This is a genomic window from Pseudomonas sp. UM16 (assembly GCF_050312595.1).
GTDB lineage: Bacteria > Pseudomonadota > Gammaproteobacteria > Pseudomonadales > Pseudomonadaceae > Aquipseudomonas.
Genome location: NZ_JBNPJT010000011.1, coordinates 44,655 through 61,297, shown reverse-complemented (window position 1 = coordinate 61,297; position 16,643 = coordinate 44,655). Strand labels below are relative to the sequence as shown.

17 protein-coding genes are annotated in these 16,643 nt (G+C 60.6%); 6 read left to right on the top strand and 11 right to left on the bottom strand.

Annotated elements, in window-relative coordinates; genetic code table 11:
* Nucleotides 1-81 precede the first annotated feature (81 nt).
* The 4 genes from ACQRAX_RS14640 to ACQRAX_RS14625 all read left to right on the top strand — a co-directional run bounded on the left by ACQRAX_RS14640 (nucleotide 82) and on the right by ACQRAX_RS14625 (nucleotide 2,466).
* Complete coding sequence (locus ACQRAX_RS14640) at nucleotides 82-249, top strand: rubredoxin (protein WP_028942479.1); 168 nt, start codon at nucleotides 82-84, stop codon at nucleotides 247-249.
* Between the two features lie 33 nt (nucleotides 250-282).
* A complete protein-coding gene (locus tag ACQRAX_RS14635; RefSeq protein ID WP_412040373.1) occupies nucleotides 283-1,431 on the top strand; it encodes an NAD(P)/FAD-dependent oxidoreductase in 1,149 nt (382 codons plus the stop codon).
* Between the two features lie 187 nt (nucleotides 1,432-1,618).
* Nucleotides 1,619-1,894: an HU family DNA-binding protein gene (locus ACQRAX_RS14630; RefSeq protein WP_003213368.1), complete on the top strand. Its 276-nt coding sequence runs from the start codon at nucleotides 1,619-1,621 to the stop codon at nucleotides 1,892-1,894.
* Nucleotides 1,895-2,091: 197 nt separating this feature from the next.
* Nucleotides 2,092-2,466 carry an SCP2 sterol-binding domain-containing protein gene (locus ACQRAX_RS14625; RefSeq protein WP_412040372.1) on the top strand — a complete coding sequence of 125 codons (375 nt, stop codon included), beginning with the start codon at nucleotides 2,092-2,094 and terminating at the stop codon, nucleotides 2,464-2,466.
* A 22-nt stretch (nucleotides 2,467-2,488) separates the two neighbouring features.
* Here ACQRAX_RS14625 and ACQRAX_RS14620 read toward each other — a convergent pair whose 3' ends face one another.
* The 6 genes from ACQRAX_RS14620 to exbB all read right to left on the bottom strand — a co-directional run bounded on the left by ACQRAX_RS14620 (nucleotide 2,489) and on the right by exbB (nucleotide 9,225).
* On the bottom strand, nucleotides 2,489-3,889 hold the full coding sequence (locus ACQRAX_RS14620) for an aminoacyl-tRNA deacylase and HDOD domain-containing protein (RefSeq protein WP_412040371.1): 1,401 nt from the start codon (nucleotides 3,887-3,889) through the stop codon (nucleotides 2,489-2,491).
* A 78-nt stretch (nucleotides 3,890-3,967) separates the two neighbouring features.
* Complete coding sequence (gene recG, locus ACQRAX_RS14615; RefSeq protein ID WP_412040370.1) at nucleotides 3,968-6,043, bottom strand: ATP-dependent DNA helicase RecG; 2,076 nt, start codon at nucleotides 6,041-6,043, stop codon at nucleotides 3,968-3,970.
* 9 nt (nucleotides 6,044-6,052) lie between these two features.
* Nucleotides 6,053-6,973, bottom strand: a complete 921-nt coding sequence (locus tag ACQRAX_RS14610; RefSeq protein ID WP_107024495.1) for a hydrogen peroxide-inducible genes activator — start codon at nucleotides 6,971-6,973, stop codon at nucleotides 6,053-6,055.
* 93 nt (nucleotides 6,974-7,066) lie between these two features.
* The gene (locus ACQRAX_RS14605) at nucleotides 7,067-7,804 is read right to left on the bottom strand and encodes an energy transducer TonB (protein ID WP_412040369.1); all 738 of its coding nucleotides are present in this window, start codon (nucleotides 7,802-7,804) and stop codon (nucleotides 7,067-7,069) included.
* Nucleotides 7,801-8,226, bottom strand: coding sequence for a TonB system transport protein ExbD (exbD, locus tag ACQRAX_RS14600; protein ID WP_412040368.1), 426 nt, complete (start codon nucleotides 8,224-8,226; stop codon nucleotides 7,801-7,803). The genes ACQRAX_RS14605 and exbD overlap by 4 nt, the downstream gene beginning before the upstream one ends.
* 3 nt (nucleotides 8,227-8,229) lie before the next feature.
* On the bottom strand, nucleotides 8,230-9,225 hold the full coding sequence (gene exbB / locus ACQRAX_RS14595; protein WP_412040367.1) for a tonB-system energizer ExbB: 996 nt from the start codon (nucleotides 9,223-9,225) through the stop codon (nucleotides 8,230-8,232).
* Nucleotides 9,226-9,421: 196 nt separating this feature from the next.
* Between exbB and ACQRAX_RS14590 the strand changes: the two genes are divergently transcribed.
* Nucleotides 9,422-10,279: an SDR family oxidoreductase gene (locus tag ACQRAX_RS14590; protein WP_412040366.1), complete on the top strand. Its 858-nt coding sequence runs from the start codon at nucleotides 9,422-9,424 to the stop codon at nucleotides 10,277-10,279.
* A gap of 1 nt (nucleotide 10,280) precedes the next feature.
* Here the strand turns inward: ACQRAX_RS14590 and ACQRAX_RS14585 are convergent, their stop codons facing one another.
* From ACQRAX_RS14585 to ACQRAX_RS14565, 5 genes are all read right to left on the bottom strand, one after another.
* On the bottom strand, nucleotides 10,281-11,015 hold the full coding sequence (locus ACQRAX_RS14585; protein ID WP_412040365.1) for a hypothetical protein: 735 nt from the start codon (nucleotides 11,013-11,015) through the stop codon (nucleotides 10,281-10,283).
* A 59-nt stretch (nucleotides 11,016-11,074) separates the two neighbouring features.
* Nucleotides 11,075-11,455 carry a RidA family protein gene (locus ACQRAX_RS14580; protein WP_045186183.1) on the bottom strand — a complete coding sequence of 127 codons (381 nt, stop codon included), beginning with the start codon at nucleotides 11,453-11,455 and terminating at the stop codon, nucleotides 11,075-11,077.
* Between the two features lie 23 nt (nucleotides 11,456-11,478).
* Nucleotides 11,479-13,587, bottom strand: coding sequence for a bifunctional GTP diphosphokinase/guanosine-3',5'-bis pyrophosphate 3'-pyrophosphohydrolase (gene spoT, locus ACQRAX_RS14575; RefSeq protein ID WP_412040364.1), 2,109 nt, complete (start codon nucleotides 13,585-13,587; stop codon nucleotides 11,479-11,481).
* A gap of 60 nt (nucleotides 13,588-13,647) precedes the next feature.
* Entirely contained in the window at nucleotides 13,648-13,914 is a 267-nt protein-coding gene (gene rpoZ, locus ACQRAX_RS14570; RefSeq protein WP_412040363.1) for a DNA-directed RNA polymerase subunit omega, read from the bottom strand.
* A 207-nt stretch (nucleotides 13,915-14,121) separates the two neighbouring features.
* Nucleotides 14,122-15,000, bottom strand: coding sequence for a LysR family transcriptional regulator (locus ACQRAX_RS14565; protein WP_412040362.1), 879 nt, complete (start codon nucleotides 14,998-15,000; stop codon nucleotides 14,122-14,124).
* A gap of 244 nt (nucleotides 15,001-15,244) precedes the next feature.
* Here ACQRAX_RS14565 and ACQRAX_RS14560 point away from each other — a divergent pair, with 244 nt between their 5' ends.
* On the top strand, nucleotides 15,245-16,627 hold the full coding sequence (locus ACQRAX_RS14560; protein WP_412040361.1) for a glutamine synthetase family protein: 1,383 nt from the start codon (nucleotides 15,245-15,247) through the stop codon (nucleotides 16,625-16,627).
* The last annotated feature ends 16 nt before the right edge of the window (nucleotides 16,628-16,643 follow it).

Here is a 16,643-nt window from a genome sequence, read left to right as displayed (position 1 = left end):
AGCCCCCTTCTTAGAGGGTCGCCACTGTAATTACCCAGAGAGCGGCCACTCAAAAGTCTGGGTTTGTTGAGGAAGTGTGTGATGAAAAAGTGGCAGTGTATTGTTTGCGGCCTGATCTACGACGAGGCCGAGGGCTGGCCGGATGATGGCATCGCCCCTGGCACCCGTTGGGAAGACGTCCCAGCAGACTGGCTGTGCCCGGACTGCGGCGTGGGCAAGATGGACTTCGAAATGATCGCCATCGGCTGATCACAATTTAACCAGGACGCAAGGAAATACGGCATGACGGCACCCGTGGTAATTGTCGGTACAGGGTTGGCGGGCTACAACCTGGCCCGTGAATTTCGCAAGCTCGACAGCGAGACGCCGCTGCTGTTGATTACCGCTGACGACGGCCGTTCCTATTCCAAGCCGATGTTGTCCACAGGTTTCGCCAAGAACAAGGATGCCGACGGTCTGAGCATGGCCGAACCGGGTGCCATGGCTGAACAGCTCAAGGCTGAAGTGCGCACCCACACCCGTATCAGTGGCATCGATCCGGGCCACAAGCGTCTGTGGATTGGTGAAGAACAGGTGGCCTATCGTGACCTGATCCTGGCCTGGGGCGCGCAAACCGTGCAAGTTCCGGTTGAAGGCGACGCCGCTGAGGCGATCTTCCCGATCAATGATCTGGAGGACTATGCCCGTTTCCGTGCTGCGGCTGTCGGTAAGCAGCGGGTACTGATCCTTGGCGCCGGACTGATCGGTTGCGAGTTCGCCAATGACATGAGCCTGGGCGGCTTCCAGGTTGAGTTGGTAGCGCCTTGCGAGCAAGTCATGCCGACCTTGCTGCACCCGGCGGCAGCTGGCGCTGTGCAGGCGGGCTTGGAAGGGCTAGGCGTGCGTTTCCATCTGGGGCCAGTGCTGACCCGCCTGCAGCGGGTTGCCGGAAGTCTGGAAGCACACCTGTCCGATGGCACGCTAATACCCTGCGACCTGGTGGTTTCCGCTGTAGGCCTGCGCCCACGAATCGACCTTGCCGCCGCCGCAGGATTGCAGGTCAATCGTGGCGTGGTGGTCGACCGCCAGCTGCGCAGCTCCCATGCCAATATTTACGCTCTGGGCGACTGCGCTGAAGTCGACGGTCTCAATCTGCTGTATGTCATGCCGCTGATGAACTGTGCACGCGCCTTGGCGCAAACCTTGGTCGGTAACCCGACAGCGGTCGCCTATGGTCCGATGCCAGTGACGGTGAAAACGCCTGCCTGCCCACTGGTGGTCTCGCCGCCACCCCATGGCAGCGATGGCACTTGGCAAGTCGAAGGCCAGGGCATTGACCTCAAGGTGCTCTGCCATGATGCCGACGGCAACTTGCTGGGCTATGCCCTGACAGGCTCGGCAGTGATGGAGAAGCTCGCTCTAAATCGGCAACTTCCGGCGCTGATGGCGTAAATAGCTGGCGTTCTGTCGTATTTCCCCTTGTTTTGCCTCAACAATGGCCGCCCAGAGACTGGCGCGGCCCCGGACGGCATGCCATTCTCACTCCCGTCTGCCGCAGTTTAGAGCCTGCGGTGCCTTGGGCGCTGTTCTCGAAGAGCAGCACGGCATAACAACAAAAAACCGTCTAAGAGGCTTCACTATGCGCAAACCAGAACTCGCCGCAGCTATCGCTGAAAAGGCCGACCTCACCAAAGAGCAAGCCAATCGCGTGCTCAACGCCGTGCTCGAAGAAATCACCGGCGCCCTGCATCGCAAGGACAGTGTGACGCTGGTCGGCTTCGGTACCTTCCTGCAGCGCCATCGCGGTGCCCGCACTGGCAAGAACCCGCAGACCGGTGAGCCCGTCAAAATCAAAGCCAGCAACACCGTTGCCTTTAAGCCAGGTAAATCCCTGAAGGACAGCGTCAATCCGTGATGCCTCACATGGGTTGATCGCCTTGAGAAACGGGCACCCGATACGGTGCCCGTTTTTATTGGCTGGTGGTTGCTTGGGGAATTACGCGGTTACAGAGGAAACAGCGCTGATCTTCGCGAAATGAGCGGCAAAGTATGGTGTTTTTGTAGCGAGACTATAAACTGCTTCGCCAGTCACTTTTTAGCCGAGGCGTGCACATGAAGTTTCGCTTTCTCCTTTGGGCCATGGGGCTGTTGATGGCCAAAGCCAGCCGCAACAACCCGGCGTTCCAGCAGCAATTGGCCGACAAGAATCTGGTGTTCCAACTGCAGACCCTCGACGGCAAGGTTGCGCGGCATTTCATTGTCAAAGACCTGCGCATCAGCAGCCAGTCCGGTACACACCCGCAGCCGGCATTCGCCATTGCTTTCAAGGATGCGGCGTTCGGCTTTGCCACGCTGCAAGCGAAGAACAAGCAACTGGCATTCATGCAGGGAATTCAGGACAAGAGCATCCAGATCAAGGGCAATCCGGCACTGGTGATCTGGTTTCAGGGCTTGATGAAGTACCTGAAACCGAAGAAAAAGGCCTGACCTGTCCGGTCAGGCCATGCGCTTAGTGCTGGCTGAACTGTGAGGCCAGTTCGCGCAGCAGCGCTTCTGCTTCCAGCACTTTGTTCACCACGTCATCAGCCTTCTCGCGGCTGATGTTCAAGCGCTCCAGCAGCTCGTCAGGGATCGGCTGATCCGGGCCGGAGCCAATGCCGCGGGTGCGCAACAGGCGCACCGCCAGGCACACCAGATTGGGGAAAGCGGAATAGTCACCGTCGTAATGCGGGTCATGCTGGAAGCGCAGTGCGGTGGCCAGTTCCTCGGGCATGTCCCACATGCGCATCAACCAGGCGCCGATTTGTTCGCGGCTGATCCCCAGCAGGTGCTGTTCGACATAGCTGTGGCACAGGTGCGGGTTGACTTCCAGGTGACGGCAGATCAGCGAGAAGTGCGGCGGGAAGACATGTGCCAGTAAAAGGTAGCCGAAGTTGTGCAGCAGCCCGGCGAGGTAGGTCAGGCCAGCTTCTGGCCGTTCGGCGCGGGGCATGGCGCGGGTCAGACCTTCGATCACCGCAGCCGTGTAGATCGACTGTTGCCAGTAAGGCGTCGCTTGCTGTGGATGGTCTTTAGGCAGGCTCAGGGTTTTGCCCAGGGCCAGGCCCAGCGCCAGGTTAATCACCAAATCGAAGCCCAGCACGCGGACGATGGCATCTTCCACCGAGCGAATCTTGCCGGGTGAGGCGTAGTAGGGCGAAGCGGCCCAACTGACCACCTGGGCGGCCAGGGCCGGGTCGGTCTCGACCACGCCAGTGATGTCGTCGATGGTTGCATTGGGGTCGACGCGCAGTTTGATGATCTTTTGCGCGGTTTCCGCCAGCGGTGGAATCTCGATGGTGTTTTCCAGGCGCTGCTGGATGCGTCGAGCGGTAAACGCCTGGACTGCCTGACTGATCTCTTCGCGGTCGTCAGTCGGGCGATCAAGGTTCGGGCGGATGCTACTCAGAGGCTCGCCAAAGTTACCGGTGCTGGCTTTGCTGAGCATTGTCTTGAAGTCATCGCGCTCGAATTCCAGCAGCATACCGTCTTCACCGGAATGCACCAGCAGTCGCTCAGGCTTGAGCAGGCTCTCTTCATAGAGGCACGGTGAGCTGGTGAGCGCCGGGAGGCCAGGGAGTTTCTTCAGGCCATGCTTGTCGAGCATGTGCTTGAGGCGGTCCAGTGGCACGGCGGCCAGTTTGCGCCCGGTCAGTTCGGCCAAGCGATTGAGGTCGAGCAGTTGGTTCTGCGGGAACAACACCATCAGTGCACCGACTTCGTCATCGAGCAGCACCGCCTGGACCTTGCGCTCAGGCAACAGGTTGGGGCGGTCGAGTACTTCGCGATAGGCGATGCCGAGCTTTTCCAGCAGCAGCCGGATAACAGACGGAGCGTGGGGGGTTGCGGTGTCCAAGGCAACTTCAGTCATGGTCTGCATCCAGAAATTTTACAATCGCAAGAGTATAACCAGCTTGAGCCTTCAGCTGGATCCATTCTGGGACGGGCGTCACACCTGTCCATATTGCTGGCCATGGCGCAGCCAACGCTCCAGAAGCGGGCTGACATGCTCCGGCCAACGTGCCTGCAACGCCTGCGCGGCATCACGTACCGCCGGTAGCAGGTCGGCATCTCGCATCAGGTCGGCGACCTTGAACTGCAACAGGCCGGTCTGGCGGGTGCCCAGCATCTCACCCGGGCCGCGCAATTCGAGGTCTTTCTCGGCAATGATGAAGCCGTCGTTGGTTTCGCGCATGATCCCCAGGCGCTCACGGCCTATTTGTGACAGCGGCGGATGGTAGAGCAGTACACAATGGCTGGCGGCGCTGCCGCGGCCAACCCGGCCACGCAACTGGTGCAGTTGGGCCAGGCCCAGGCGTTCGGGGTTTTCGATGATCATCAGGCTGGCGTTGGGTACATCGACACCGACCTCGATTACCGTGGTCGCCACCAGTAATTGCAGGTGGCCTTGTTTGAACTCCGCCATGACTGCGGCCTTTTCGGCGGGCTTCATGCGCCCGTGGATCAGACCGACACGCAACTCGCCCAGGGCGCTGCCGAGCTCTTCAAAGGTGGTTTGCGCGGCTTGGCAGGTCAGCTCCTCAGACTCTTCGATCAGGGTGCAGACCCAATACGCCTGACGTCCTTCGGCGCAGGCAGCACGCACCCGTTCGACCACTTCGAAACGGCGGCTGTCAGCCACCAGCACGGTGTTGACCGGGGTGCGTCCGGGCGGCAACTCATCTAGGATCGAGGTGTCCAGGTCGGCGTAGGCGCTCATTGCCAGGGTGCGCGGGATCGGCGTTGCGGTCATGATCAGCTGGTGCGGGCAGAGCTGGCCGCCGACACCTTTCTGGCGCAGGGCCAGGCGTTGCTGAACGCCGAAACGATGTTGTTCGTCGATGATCGCCAGGGCCAGATTCTTGAACTTCACTTCTTCCTGGAACAGGGCATGGGTCCCGACCACCATGGGGGCACCACCAGCAATCTGTTCCAGAGCACTGGCCCGGGCCTTGCCCTTGAGCTTGCCGGCCAGCCAGGCGACTTCAATGCCCAGTGGTTCCAGCCAGCGCTTGAAGGTCACGAAGTGCTGTTCGGCGAGAATCTCGGTGGGGGCCATCAGCGCGACCTGATAGCCGGCCTCCAGGGCCTGCAGGGCCGCGAGGGCGGCAACCACGGTCTTGCCGGCACCAACGTCACCTTGGACCAGGCGCAACATCGGCTCCGGCTGGCTGAGATCGTAGGCTATCTCGTTGCCGACCCGTTGCTGGGCGCCAGTCGGGGAAAATCCGAGGTTGGCCAGGTATTGCTGGGGCAAGCGTGTGGCTTTGGGCAGTACCGGTGCCTGTTGTGCGCGCAGGCTTTCGCGCAGGCGCTGCTGCGATAACTGATGGGTCAATAGCTCTTCGAACGCCAGACGATGCTGGGCCCAGTGCTGGCCTTCGGCAAGCTCATCGACATCGGCATCGGCGGGCGGGTGATGCAGGTAGCGGATGGCGTCGGCGAGTGGCGCCAGTTGATAATCCCGAGCCAGTTCGGCTGGCATCCAGTCGGGCAGGCTGCGCGGGCCGAGCATCGCCAGGCTCTGCTGGCACAGCTGGCGCAGGCGTTGTTGGGTCAGACCTTCGGTGGTTGGATAGATCGGTGTCAGGGTCTGTTCCACCGGTACCGGTTCGTCGCCAGTCAGGGCGCGGTACTCCGGATGGTAGATCTCCAGGCCCGAGGCACCGGGACGTGCTTCGCCGTAGCAGCGCAGATGGGTGCCGCGTTTCATGCCTTCCTTCTGCGCGTTGCTGAAGTGGTAGAAACGCAGGCTCAACACGCCAGTACCATCACCCAGACGTACCAACAGGCTACGGCGCTTGCCCATGACCACGTCGGTGCCGCTGACCACGCCTTCGATGACCGCATCCTGGCCAGGGCGCAGGGCGCCGATCGGGACCACACGGGTGCGGTCCTGATAGCGTAGGGGCAGGTGGAAGAGCACGTCCTGGAGGTTCTCCAGGCCGACCTTGGCGAGCTTCTCGGCCATGGCTTCGCCCACGCCCTTCAAGGCAGTCACCGATACCTGGGACAACTCCGGCATGGCGACTTCCTACTGGCTCACAGCGGGTTTGGCCACCGAGCACAGGCGGATAGAGTCGGCGAGGATCTCGATCGCTTTCGGCCGCGGGAAGCTGGCGCGCCATGCGATCGCCACGGTGCGAAAGGGTGCTGGCGGGCTCAATGGGCGTACTTCGATGACGCCAGGGGCATAGTGATGGCTGTGCACCGCCGACAACGGCAGGATCGACACGCCAAGACCGGAAGCCACCATGTGGCGGATGGTCTCCAGCGAGCTGGACTCGACGGTGGTGTGTTTGGCGCCGTCGCTACCCTTGGCCAGCGTAGGACAGGCTTCGAGCACCTGGTCGCGGAAGCAGTGGCCTTCACCGAGCAGCAGCAGGCTCTTGTCGTTGAGCAGGCTGGCGTCGATGGTGTCTTTCTTGGTCCACGGGTGTTCGCTGGGCATCAACACATAGAACGGTTCATCGTACAGCGGCAAGGTCAGAACATCGGCCTCGTTGAATGGCAGGGCGATGATCACCGCGTCCAGCTCACCGTTGCGCAGCTTGTCGCGCAGGATGTGAGTGAAGTTTTCTTCGATGTACAGCGGCATCTGCGGGGCGACCCGGTGCAGCTGCGGGATCAGGTGCGGGAACAGGTACGGACCGACGGTGTAGATCGCCCCGACCTTCAGCGGCGCGGTCAGCTGATTCTTGCCGGCCTGGGCCAGTTCGCGGATGCCTTGGGCTTGTTCCAGGACCTTCTGGGCCTGAGCGACGATACCTTCGCCAACTGGAGTCAGGCGTACCGCGCTTTTGCTGCGCTCGAAGATCAGTACACCGAGTTCGTCCTCAAGCTTTTTCACGCCCACCGACAGGGTCGGCTGGCTGACGTGGCAGCGTTCGGCGGCGTGGCCAAAGTGTTGCTCTTGGGCGAGGGTGACGATGTAGCGCAATTCTGTGAGGGTCATAACGTGCGTCCATGAAGTTGCGGCCCCAGCATAGCGGCTGCAATCGATAGACGCACGTTATCAGAGTTGCTTGTTTGTGACAGAAACAAAGCGTTAGCGTTTGTCCAACGAGTAGACGAAAGGCGCAATCACTTCAATGCTGCCGTTGGTGAGCAACTCTTTCGGCGGTGCTGGTACCGGCTGGGCGCGACGGATCATCTCCAATGTTGCCCGATCCAGTGCTGCACTGCCCGACCCGCCAGCCAGGGTGTAAGACAGGATCTTGCCTTCGCCATCGACCACGAAACGCAGCCGGTTGATGCCTTCCATGCGCATGCGCCGGGCGTTTTCCGGGTAGCGTTTGTACTTCGCCAGGTGACGCAGCAGGTCGCTCTGCCAGGTCGGCAGGGCATTGCTGTTGGTGGCGATGCTCGGCGCTGGAGCCGCCGATTTTTGCGTCGGCGCAGTCGTCGGTGGGGTATCGACCACTTCTTCGTCGGCAGGCTTTTCCTGCGGCGGCTCAGGCTTTTTCTCAGGCTTGGGCGGCTGCGGTTTAGCTTTTGGCTTGACCTGTTTGGCAACAGCAATCTTCGGCTTTGGCGCTTCGGCTAGCTTCGGCAACGGCGGTTCTTCGACCGGTGCTGGCGGCTGTGGCGGGGTCACCACCTTAGGGGGCGGTGGCGGTGCGGGCTCCGGCATCGGTGCCATTTCGATCATCATTGCCGCAGGCGGCAACTCGATTGCCTGGGGGACCGACCAATTGAGCGTCAGCAGCACGGCGATGGCATGGATACCCAGCACAACCGCCAGACTAGTGCCGTAACGCGCAAGCTTATGGCGCGTCTTGATCATTTCTTGGCTGCCGTCTCAAGCCCGACCAGACCGACTTTCAGGTAACCGGCCGCGCGCAGCGAATTCATGACTTCCATCAGATCGCCGTAATCCACGCCTTTGTCAGCCTGGAAGAAGATCGTGGTGTCTTTATCGCCCTTGGTCTTGGCGTCGAGTACTGCACCGAGCTGCTCGCGCTGGACCTGCTCTTCGCCAACATAGACATTCTGGTCGGCCTTGACGCTGAGGAATATCGGTTTCTCTGGCCTCGGCGCCGGTTTGGCGGTGGAGGCGGGCAGGTCGACCTTGATATCAACGGTTGCCAGAGGCGCTGCCACCATGAAGATGATCAGCAGGACCAACATCACATCGATGAACGGCGTGACGTTGATTTCGTGGTTCTCGGCGAGGTCGTCGCCACCTTCGTTAAGATGCAGGCCCATGGATTACCCCACTTTCACCATGTGAGGTGCAGTGGCGCGTTCACCTGGCTGATGATCCAGGTCGCGGCTGACCAATAGCAGGACTTCAGCCGAAGCATCCGATACCTGGGCTTTGTAGCCGGCAATGGAGCGGGCGAAGACGTTGTAGATCACGACCGCCGGAATCGCTGCAACCAGGCCCAGCGCAGTGGCCAGCAGGGCCTCGGCGATACCAGGGGCAACAACAGCGAGGTTGGTGGTCTGGGTTTTGGCGATGCCGATGAAGCTGTTCATGATGCCCCACACGGTACCGAATAGACCAACGAACGGTGCGGTGGAACCGATGGTCGCCAGTACGCCAGTACCGCTGCTCATGTTACGGCCGCTGGCGGCTACCAAGCGCTCAAGGCGGAAGCTGACACGTTCCTTGATGCCTTCTTTCTCGCGGGCATTGACCGACAGGCGCATTTCATCCAAGGCGTCATGGACCAGGACGTGAGCCAGGGTGCCCTCCTTGTTGGCGCCTTCGCTGGCTTCCTTGAGGGTGGTAGCACGCTTGAGGGCAGCGATCTCGCCACGCAGGCGACGCTTGGCGCCCATCAGCTCGAAGCCCTTGGCGATCCAGATGGTCCAAGTGATGATCGAGGCAATGGCCAGGCCGATCATGACGATTTTGACCACGATGTCGGCGTTTTTGTACATCCCCCATGGCGACAGGTCGTGGGCCATGCCCAGGCTGGTGTCTTCGACCAGTGCTTCGACTTCTTCGGCTTCGCTGACGGGCTGACCATCAACTGGCGCGGCGGCAGCGGCGGCCGGGTTTGCAGCAGGATCGGCCGGGGTTGCTGGCTGGCTGGCGCCGGACGCAGCAGGGGCTACGGCGGCAGCGGGAGTGGCGGCAGGGGTGGTCGGCTCATCGGCCAGTGCAACCGGGGCCATGACCAGGCTGAGCATCAGCGCGGCAATGGCGCGCCATGCGCGCGGCGTGGTTGGCGAAGCGGAAGGTTGAATACGTGTCATGCTGGCCGGACCTGATGAAGAAGAAAGAGGTGCTTGTCCTTCTAGGCCTCGAGACAGGCCGAGAACAAAATTTGGGCGGCCATTATTGCAAGTAATTCTTGTTAGCAGAAGTAATAAAGTTACTTTTTTTCCACTATAGCTAGCCGCCTATCGATTTATTTGGATAGGCTGGGCCTTTGATTTTTGGAGTTTCAGGATGTCTGCGCCTTCAGTTCTGGTCGTCGGTTGTGGCGATGTCGGTGGCCGTCTGGCCAAGCAAATGCTGGCCGATGGCTGGCAGGTCAGCGGGCTGCGCCGCAGCATCGGGCACATTCCTGAAGGGGTGAAAGGCGTGGCTGGCGACATGTTCGACAGCCGCTGCCCTGACACCTGGCCGGTTGCCGCGCCGGACTATCTGGTCTATTGCGTAGCCGCCAGCCAGCATGATCAGGCGGGTTATCAGGCCGCTTATGTTGAAGGGCTGCGCCATGTTCTGAGCTGGTTGGCCGAGCGGGGCCAGCAGCCGCGGCGCTTGCTGTTCGTTTCCAGTAGCGGTGTATATGCGCAGCAGGAGGGCGAGTGGATCGATGAAAACTCGGTAACCGAACCGCACAATTACACCGGAACGGTCATGCTGGAGGCTGAACGCTTGGCGTTGGCCAGCAGCATTCCGGCGACCATCGTGCGCTTGACCGGAATCTATGGTCCGGGTCGTGAGTGGTTGCTCAGTCAGGTGCGTCAGGGTTATCGAGTAACCGAAGAGCCGCCGCTGTACGCCAATCGCATTCATGCTGACGACGCCGCCGGCTTGCTCGCTTTTTTGCTCAAGGCTGACGCCCAGGGGCAGGCGTTGGAGGATTGCTACATCGGTGTGGACGATGCGCCAGCAGCGTTGGCCGAAGTGGTGGCCTGGCTACGCCAATACATGGGGGTCACGCATTGGTCGGAGCAGGAGCGGGTGCGCCGTACCGGCAGCAAGCGTTGCAGCAATGCCCGCGCTCGGGCGCTGGGCTGGGTGCCACAGTACCCGAGCTACCAGGAAGGCTATGCAGCGATCCTGGAAGGCAAAGGCTGAGTCAGTCGCGCTCGAGTAGCCACTGGCGAGGGCCAGGGCTGAGTTGCGGTTTTTCATCAGGCTGCGCGCTGTTGAGGGCGCGCAGAATTTCCAGCTGATCGCCGTCGCGCTTGAAGATATACGGCGCGCCGCGCTGATTGCGCTCTAGCCAGAGGCTGTCGTTGGCGCCGCTCATGTCAGCGCAGTCGCCAGCCAGGCAAAGTGCATAGCGGTCCAGGCTGGGCAAGCCCTCGACAACACCATTGTCGCGAAAATGCACCGTTCCGCCCTGGCCTGGGCCTGCCATGATCTTCCATTCACCACCCAGGTAGGCACTGTACAGGGCCTGTTCAAAGGTGGTGCCGGTGCGAGCCCCCATTGGCGCAGGGGTGCGGGCTTTTTCGAAGCTTTGCTGTGGCGACCACTGGCTGGTGTTCTGGACGAGTTCGTCACCCTTCAGCGTCAGGGTCTCAACGTGGTTGCCAGGAAATATCACCTGGTATTGCTTGTCACCGGCCGTGAGCTGGCCTTCCCCGAGCTCAAAGCCATTATCAACGCTGGCTTGTCCAGCAGCGATATTGAGCTTCCATTCGAAGTTCGGGCCGTTGTCGCGCAGGGCTTGGCGCAGGCTGACGCCTTTGGCGGCGCTATCAATCGCTTTCTGGTTGATCCAGATGCCGTTGTAGTCTTCAGGTTTGTGGCTAGCGCATCCGCTCAGCAGTGCGGCAGCCAGGGTCAGGGCGAGCGCGTGACGCATATCGGGGTCCTTTCCGGGGCAAAGCGAGGGCGGGCCGGGCGACCCGCCGCGCGGGGGTATTACTCGAGGACCAGGATCGCGTCCATTTCAACTTGCGAGCCACGTGGCAGCGCAGCAACGCCGATGGCGGCGCGTGCCGGGTACGGCTGCTCGAAGTATTTGCCCATGATCTCGTTGACCTTGGCGAAGTGGCTCAGGTCGGTCAGGAAGATGTTCAGCTTGACGATGTCCTTGAACGAACCACCAGCAGCTTCAGCAACGGCCTTGAGGTTTTCGAAGACTTGCACGGTCTGGGCTTCGAAGCCTTCAACCAGTTCCATGGTTTTCGGGTCCAGCGGGATCTGGCCGGACATGTACACCGTGTTACCGGCCTTGATCGCCTGGGAGTAGGTGCCGATGGCGGCTGGGGCCTTGTCGCTGGTGATGACGGTCTTGGACATGATGACTCCTTGCTGTTATTGGGCTACGTGCGCATGCGGGTGATGCGGATCACTCCGGTCAGGGCGCGTAGTTTCTTGATCACGCGGGCCAGGTGCACGCGGTCGTGAACACTGACCACCAGTTGGACCACGCTGATGCGACCATCGCGCTCGTCCATGCTGATTTTCTCGATGTTGCCGTCGGCGGCGTTGACGCTGCTGGCCAGCAGAGCGATCAGGCCGCGTTGATGTTCCAGCTCGACACGCAACTCGACATTGAATTCGCCGGTGACATCCTTGGCCCAGGACAGCTGCACGCACTTCTCCGGGTTGTGGCGGATTTCACTGATGTTTCGGCAGTTTTCCAGGTGCACAACCATGCCTTTACCGGCCGACAGGTGGCCGACAATCGGGTCGCCCGGGATCGGTGTGCAGCACTTGGCGTAGCTGAGTACCAGGCCTTCGGTGCCACGGATCGCCAGCGGCCCTTCAGGGCTCGGCAACTGCTCGCCCTCAGTGGACAGCAGGCGGCGGGCGACGACATAGGCCATGCGGTTGCCCAGGCCGATGTCTTCGAGCATATCCTCGAGCTGCTCCAGGCGGTACTCGCTGAGCATGGCCTGGATGCGCTCCTGGGGAATTTTGTCCAAGGCGCTGTCGAAGCCATTGAGCACCTTGTTCAGCAGGCGTTCGCCGAGGCTGATGGACTCGGAACGGCGCTGCAGCTTGAGCGCGTGGCGGATGTGCGTGCGGGCCTTGCCGGTGACCACGAAGTTGAGCCAGGCAGGATTCGGGCGCGCACCGGGTGCGCTGACGATCTCGACTGTCGAGCCGCTTTGCAACGGTTCGGACAGCGGCGCCAGGCGGCGATTGATCCGACAGGCAATGCAGCTGTTGCCGACATCGGTGTGCACCGCATAAGCAAAATCGACCGCTGTGGAGCCTTTGGGCAGCTCCATGATCCGGCCTTTTGGCGTGAACACGTAGACCTCGTCCGGGAACAGGTCGATCTTCACGCTTTCGATAAATTCCAGGGAGTTGCCCGCGCGCTGCTGCATTTCCAGCACGCCTTTGACCCACTGGCGGGCACGGGCATGGGTGCCCTTGGGTTGTTCGTCGTCACTGGACTTGTACAGCCAATGGGCAGCAATGCCGTTATTGGCCATCTCTTCCATTTCGCGGGTGCGAATCTGGATTTCGATCGGTACACCGTGCATGCCGAACAAGGTGGTGTGCAGCGACTGATAGCCGTTGGCCTTGGGGATCGCGATGTAGTCCTTGAAACGTCCGGGCAGCGGCTTGTACAGGTTATGTACGGCGCCGAGCACGCGGTAGCAGGTGTCTACCTTGTCGACGATGATGCGGAACGCATAGACATCCATGATCTCGTTGAAGGCGCGGCGCTTGCCGCGCATCTTCTTGTAGATGCCATAGAGGTGCTTTTGTCGGCCGCTGACTTCGCCTTCGATACCGTCGACAGCCAGGCAATGGGCCAGCGACTCTTCGATCTTGTTGACGATTTCCTTGCGGTTGCCACGAGCGCGCTTGACCGCCTGGTAGATGCGCGCGGAGCGCATCGGGTGCATGGCCTTGAAACCGAGGTCTTCGAATTCAACGCGCACACTGTGCATGCCCAGGCGATTGGCAATGGGGGCGTAGATTTCCAGGGTTTCTTTGGCGATGCGCCGACGCTTTTCGCCTGACAGCACCTCAAGGGTGCGCATGTTGTGCAGACGGTCAGCCAGCTTGACCAGGATCACGCGGATATCCCGGGCCATGGCCATGGCCATTTTCTGGAAGTTTTCCGCCTGGGCTTCGGCTTTGGTCTCGAAGTTCATCTGGGTCAGTTTGCTGACCCCATCGACCAGTTCGGCCACGGTCTCGCCAAATTGCGAGCTGAGAGCTTCTTTGGCGATGCCGGTGTCTTCGATCACGTCATGGAGCATGGCGGCCATCAGGCTCTGATGGTCCATGTGCATGTCGGCAAGAATGCTTGCCACCGCCAGCGGATGCGTGACGTAGGCTTCGCCACTGCGACGGCGTTGGCCATCGTGGGCTTGTTCGGCGTAGAAGTACGCTCGGCGCACCAGGTTGACCTGGTCTGCGCCGAGGTAGGTCGACAAGCGATCGGCGAGGGCGTCTATGCTCGGCATGGGGTTATCTCCTGCCGAGGGACGAGGACACGCGCCGTACTGCGTCGACCAGGCATAGGCTTAGACGGCCTCGTTGGCCTCTTCCTCACTACCGAAGGCAAAAGCAGGCTCGACTTCGATAATGGCTTCAGCGGCCATGAATTCAGGAGTGCAAATGCCTTCGGCGATTTCACGCAGGGCAACGACCGTAGGTTTGTCGTTTTCCCATGCCACTTTCGGCTCTTTGCCGCCGGTGGCCAGCTGACGGGCACGCTTGGTAGAGAGCATGACCAGCTCAAAACGGTTATCCACGTGTTCTAGGCAGTCTTCAACGGTTACGCGGGCCATGGTCTTCCTCAAGTAGCAAATGCGGTGTTCAGCCCGAATGGGCGAGCGGACTCGATAGTTTAAAAAATCACCAGCCTTTAGGGAAGCGCTGATTTCATTTCGAGTCCTTGATAAGCCGACAATACCCAGTTATAGGGCTCTAATTCAACTGTCTTGTGGTGGTGTTGAATTGGCCGTTGTTGATATCTACAGGTCGTAGCCTGGCGGCTACTGCCGACTGAGGGCATCGCGCAGGCGCGGCGTGAGTTCGTCGAACAGGGTCTGGACTGAGCGCAATGCGCGGCAATCGGGTCGGGTCAGCAGCCATAGCTCAGTATCGCATCCCGGCAGGGCATCGCTCAGCGGCTCCACACCCGGCAGGGTGTTGGCCATGTAGTCGGGCAGCGCCGCCACGCCCAGGCCTGCGGTTACCAATTGGGCAATCGCAGAAATACTGCTGCAGCGATAGCGCGGCATCACCCCAGGCAAGTGCTCGCTGCGCCAGACCACGGTGGAGTGGTCCTGCATGGTGTCATCCGGGGCGATCCACGGCAGGCTGGCGGGGGCTTCCTTGAGTTTTTCGCGATATTCCTCGCGCCCACACACCACGTAGGAGGCCGAGCCCAGGCAACGACCGACCAGGTGTTCTGGCGGCGAATTGGTCAGGCGCAGGGCTAGGTCGGCATCGCGGCGGCTCAGATTGGCGAAGGTATTGGAGGTCGCCAGTTCCAGCGACAGCGCTGGGTAGGCCGGCATGAATTCGGCCAATGCCGGGAGCAACAGGCTGTGCAGCACGGCATCGGTACAAGTCAGACGAACGGTACCGCTGACCACCTGCTCACCATGCTCCAGCGCCACCCGTGCAGCATCCAGGGCCTGTTCGGCGCGCTCGGCCTGCTCGGCCAGGGCTTGGGCGGTGCCGGTAGGGATGTAACCTTTGCGGCTTTTCACGAATAAGGCAGTACCCAGGGCCGCTTCCATGCGCCGAATTGAGCGAAAAACCGTCGAAACATCCACCCGCAGCAGCTCGGCGGCCTTTGCCAGTGAGCGTCCGCGAACCAGGGCGAGTACCAGTGAGAGGTCGGCGTGACTGATCTGATATTGCATGGGTGCACTCTTTGCTTGCCTAAATGCCAATGTCTGTTGCGCTGGGGCCATTCTATAGTGAGCCAGCAGTCGTGAATCAACTCCTGACGTTGTCAGCATGTGGAACGAGAGTCCCAGATGACAGCGATCTGCAGTTCCCCACGATGGGACTACTTAAAAGAACAAACGAAACCATCGCCGCTCCCAGTAGCGCCGCAGTACCTCCTCGACAATCGCTCGACAAAAAATCAAAGGATGCCTAGCCATGACGTCGGTCTCCCCGCGCGCCATCCCTCTCGACGAGATGGGTGAATTTCTTAAGGCCCACCCTGAGGTGCAATTTGTCGACCTGCTGATTGCCGACATGAACGGCGTGGTACGTGGCAAGCGCATCGAGCGTGCGAGCCTGGTTAAAGTCTACGAAAAAGGCATCAACCTGCCGGCTTCTCTGTTCGCCCTGGACATCAACGGTTCAACCGTGGAAAGCACCGGCCTGGGCCTGGACATTGGCGATGCCGACCGCATCTGCTTCCCGATCCCTGGCACTCTGGCTTACGAACCTTGGCAGAAGCGTCCTACCGCGCAGTTGCTGATGACCATGCACGAACTGGACGGTGCGCCGTTCTTCGCCGACCCGCGAGAAGTGCTGCGCGGCGTGGTGGAGAAGTTCGACGCGCTGGGTCTGGATATCTGTGCGGCATTCGAGCTTGAGTTTTACCTGATCGATCAAGACAACCTCAACGGTCGGCCGCAGCCACCGCGCTCGCCGATTTCGGGCAAGCGTCCGCAGTCAGCCCAGGTGTACCTGATCGATGATCTGGACGAGTACGTCGACTGCCTGCAGGACATGCTGGAAGCGGCGAAAGAGCAAGGCATTCCAGCCGATGCCATCGTCAAGGAAAGCGCGCCAGCTCAGTTCGAAGTCAACCTCCATCATGTTGCTGACGCGATCAAGGCCTGCGATTACGCGGTTCTGCTCAAGCGCCTGATCAAGAACATCGCCTACGACCATGAGATGGATTCCACCTTCATGGCCAAGCCTTACCCGGGCCAGGCGGGCAACGGTCTGCACGTGCATATTTCGTTGCTGGACAAGAAAACCGGCAAGAACATTTTCACCAGCGACGACCCGGAGCAGAGCGAAACCCTGCGTCACGCCATCGGTGGCGTGCTGGAAACCATGCCGGCGTCGATGGCCTTCCTTTGCCCGAACGTCAATTCCTACCGCCGCTTTGGCGCCCAGTTCTATGTGCCTAATGCGCCAAGCTGGGGCCTGGACAACCGTACCGTAGCCGTCCGAGTGCCGACCGGCAGCAGCGATGCTGTGCGGATCGAACACCGCGTGGCCGGTGCCGATGCCAACCCGTACCTGATGATGGCGGCGATTCTGGCCGGCATTCACCACGGCCTGACCAACCAGATCGAGCCGGGCGCGCCAATTGAAGGCAACTCCTACGAGCAACTGGAGCAGAGCCTGCCGAACAACTTGCGCGATGCGCTGCGTGAACTCGATGACAGCGAAGTGCTGAACAAATACATCAGCCCGGACTACATCGATATTTTTGTTGCCTGCAAGGAAAGCGAGATGGCCGAGTTCGAGGTGTCGATTTCCGACCTCGAATACAACTGGTACCTGCATACCGTGTGATGCCCGGAGAAAATAA

Coding starts and splice junctions, on each gene's coding strand:
- ACQRAX_RS14640 (WP_028942479.1), top strand. CDS start 82: ATGAAAAAGTGGCAGTGTATTGTTTGCGGCCTGATCTACGACGAGGCC.
- ACQRAX_RS14635 (WP_412040373.1), top strand. CDS start 283: ATGACGGCACCCGTGGTAATTGTCGGTACAGGGTTGGCGGGCTACAAC.
- ACQRAX_RS14630 (WP_003213368.1), top strand. CDS start 1,619: ATGCGCAAACCAGAACTCGCCGCAGCTATCGCTGAAAAGGCCGACCTC.
- ACQRAX_RS14625 (WP_412040372.1), top strand. CDS start 2,092: ATGAAGTTTCGCTTTCTCCTTTGGGCCATGGGGCTGTTGATGGCCAAA.
- ACQRAX_RS14620 (WP_412040371.1), bottom strand. CDS start 3,889: ATGACTGAAGTTGCCTTGGACACCGCAACCCCCCACGCTCCGTCTGTT.
- recG (WP_412040370.1), bottom strand. CDS start 6,043: ATGCCGGAGTTGTCCCAGGTATCGGTGACTGCCTTGAAGGGCGTGGGC.
- ACQRAX_RS14610 (WP_107024495.1), bottom strand. CDS start 6,973: ATGACCCTCACAGAATTGCGCTACATCGTCACCCTCGCCCAAGAGCAA.
- ACQRAX_RS14605 (WP_412040369.1), bottom strand. CDS start 7,804: ATGATCAAGACGCGCCATAAGCTTGCGCGTTACGGCACTAGTCTGGCG.
- exbD (WP_412040368.1), bottom strand. CDS start 8,226: ATGGGCCTGCATCTTAACGAAGGTGGCGACGACCTCGCCGAGAACCAC.
- exbB (WP_412040367.1), bottom strand. CDS start 9,225: ATGACACGTATTCAACCTTCCGCTTCGCCAACCACGCCGCGCGCATGG.
- ACQRAX_RS14590 (WP_412040366.1), top strand. CDS start 9,422: ATGTCTGCGCCTTCAGTTCTGGTCGTCGGTTGTGGCGATGTCGGTGGC.
- ACQRAX_RS14585 (WP_412040365.1), bottom strand. CDS start 11,015: ATGCGTCACGCGCTCGCCCTGACCCTGGCTGCCGCACTGCTGAGCGGA.
- ACQRAX_RS14580 (WP_045186183.1), bottom strand. CDS start 11,455: ATGTCCAAGACCGTCATCACCAGCGACAAGGCCCCAGCCGCCATCGGC.
- spoT (WP_412040364.1), bottom strand. CDS start 13,587: ATGCCGAGCATAGACGCCCTCGCCGATCGCTTGTCGACCTACCTCGGC.
- rpoZ (WP_412040363.1), bottom strand. CDS start 13,914: ATGGCCCGCGTAACCGTTGAAGACTGCCTAGAACACGTGGATAACCGT.
- ACQRAX_RS14565 (WP_412040362.1), bottom strand. CDS start 15,000: ATGCAATATCAGATCAGTCACGCCGACCTCTCACTGGTACTCGCCCTG.
- ACQRAX_RS14560 (WP_412040361.1), top strand. CDS start 15,245: ATGACGTCGGTCTCCCCGCGCGCCATCCCTCTCGACGAGATGGGTGAA.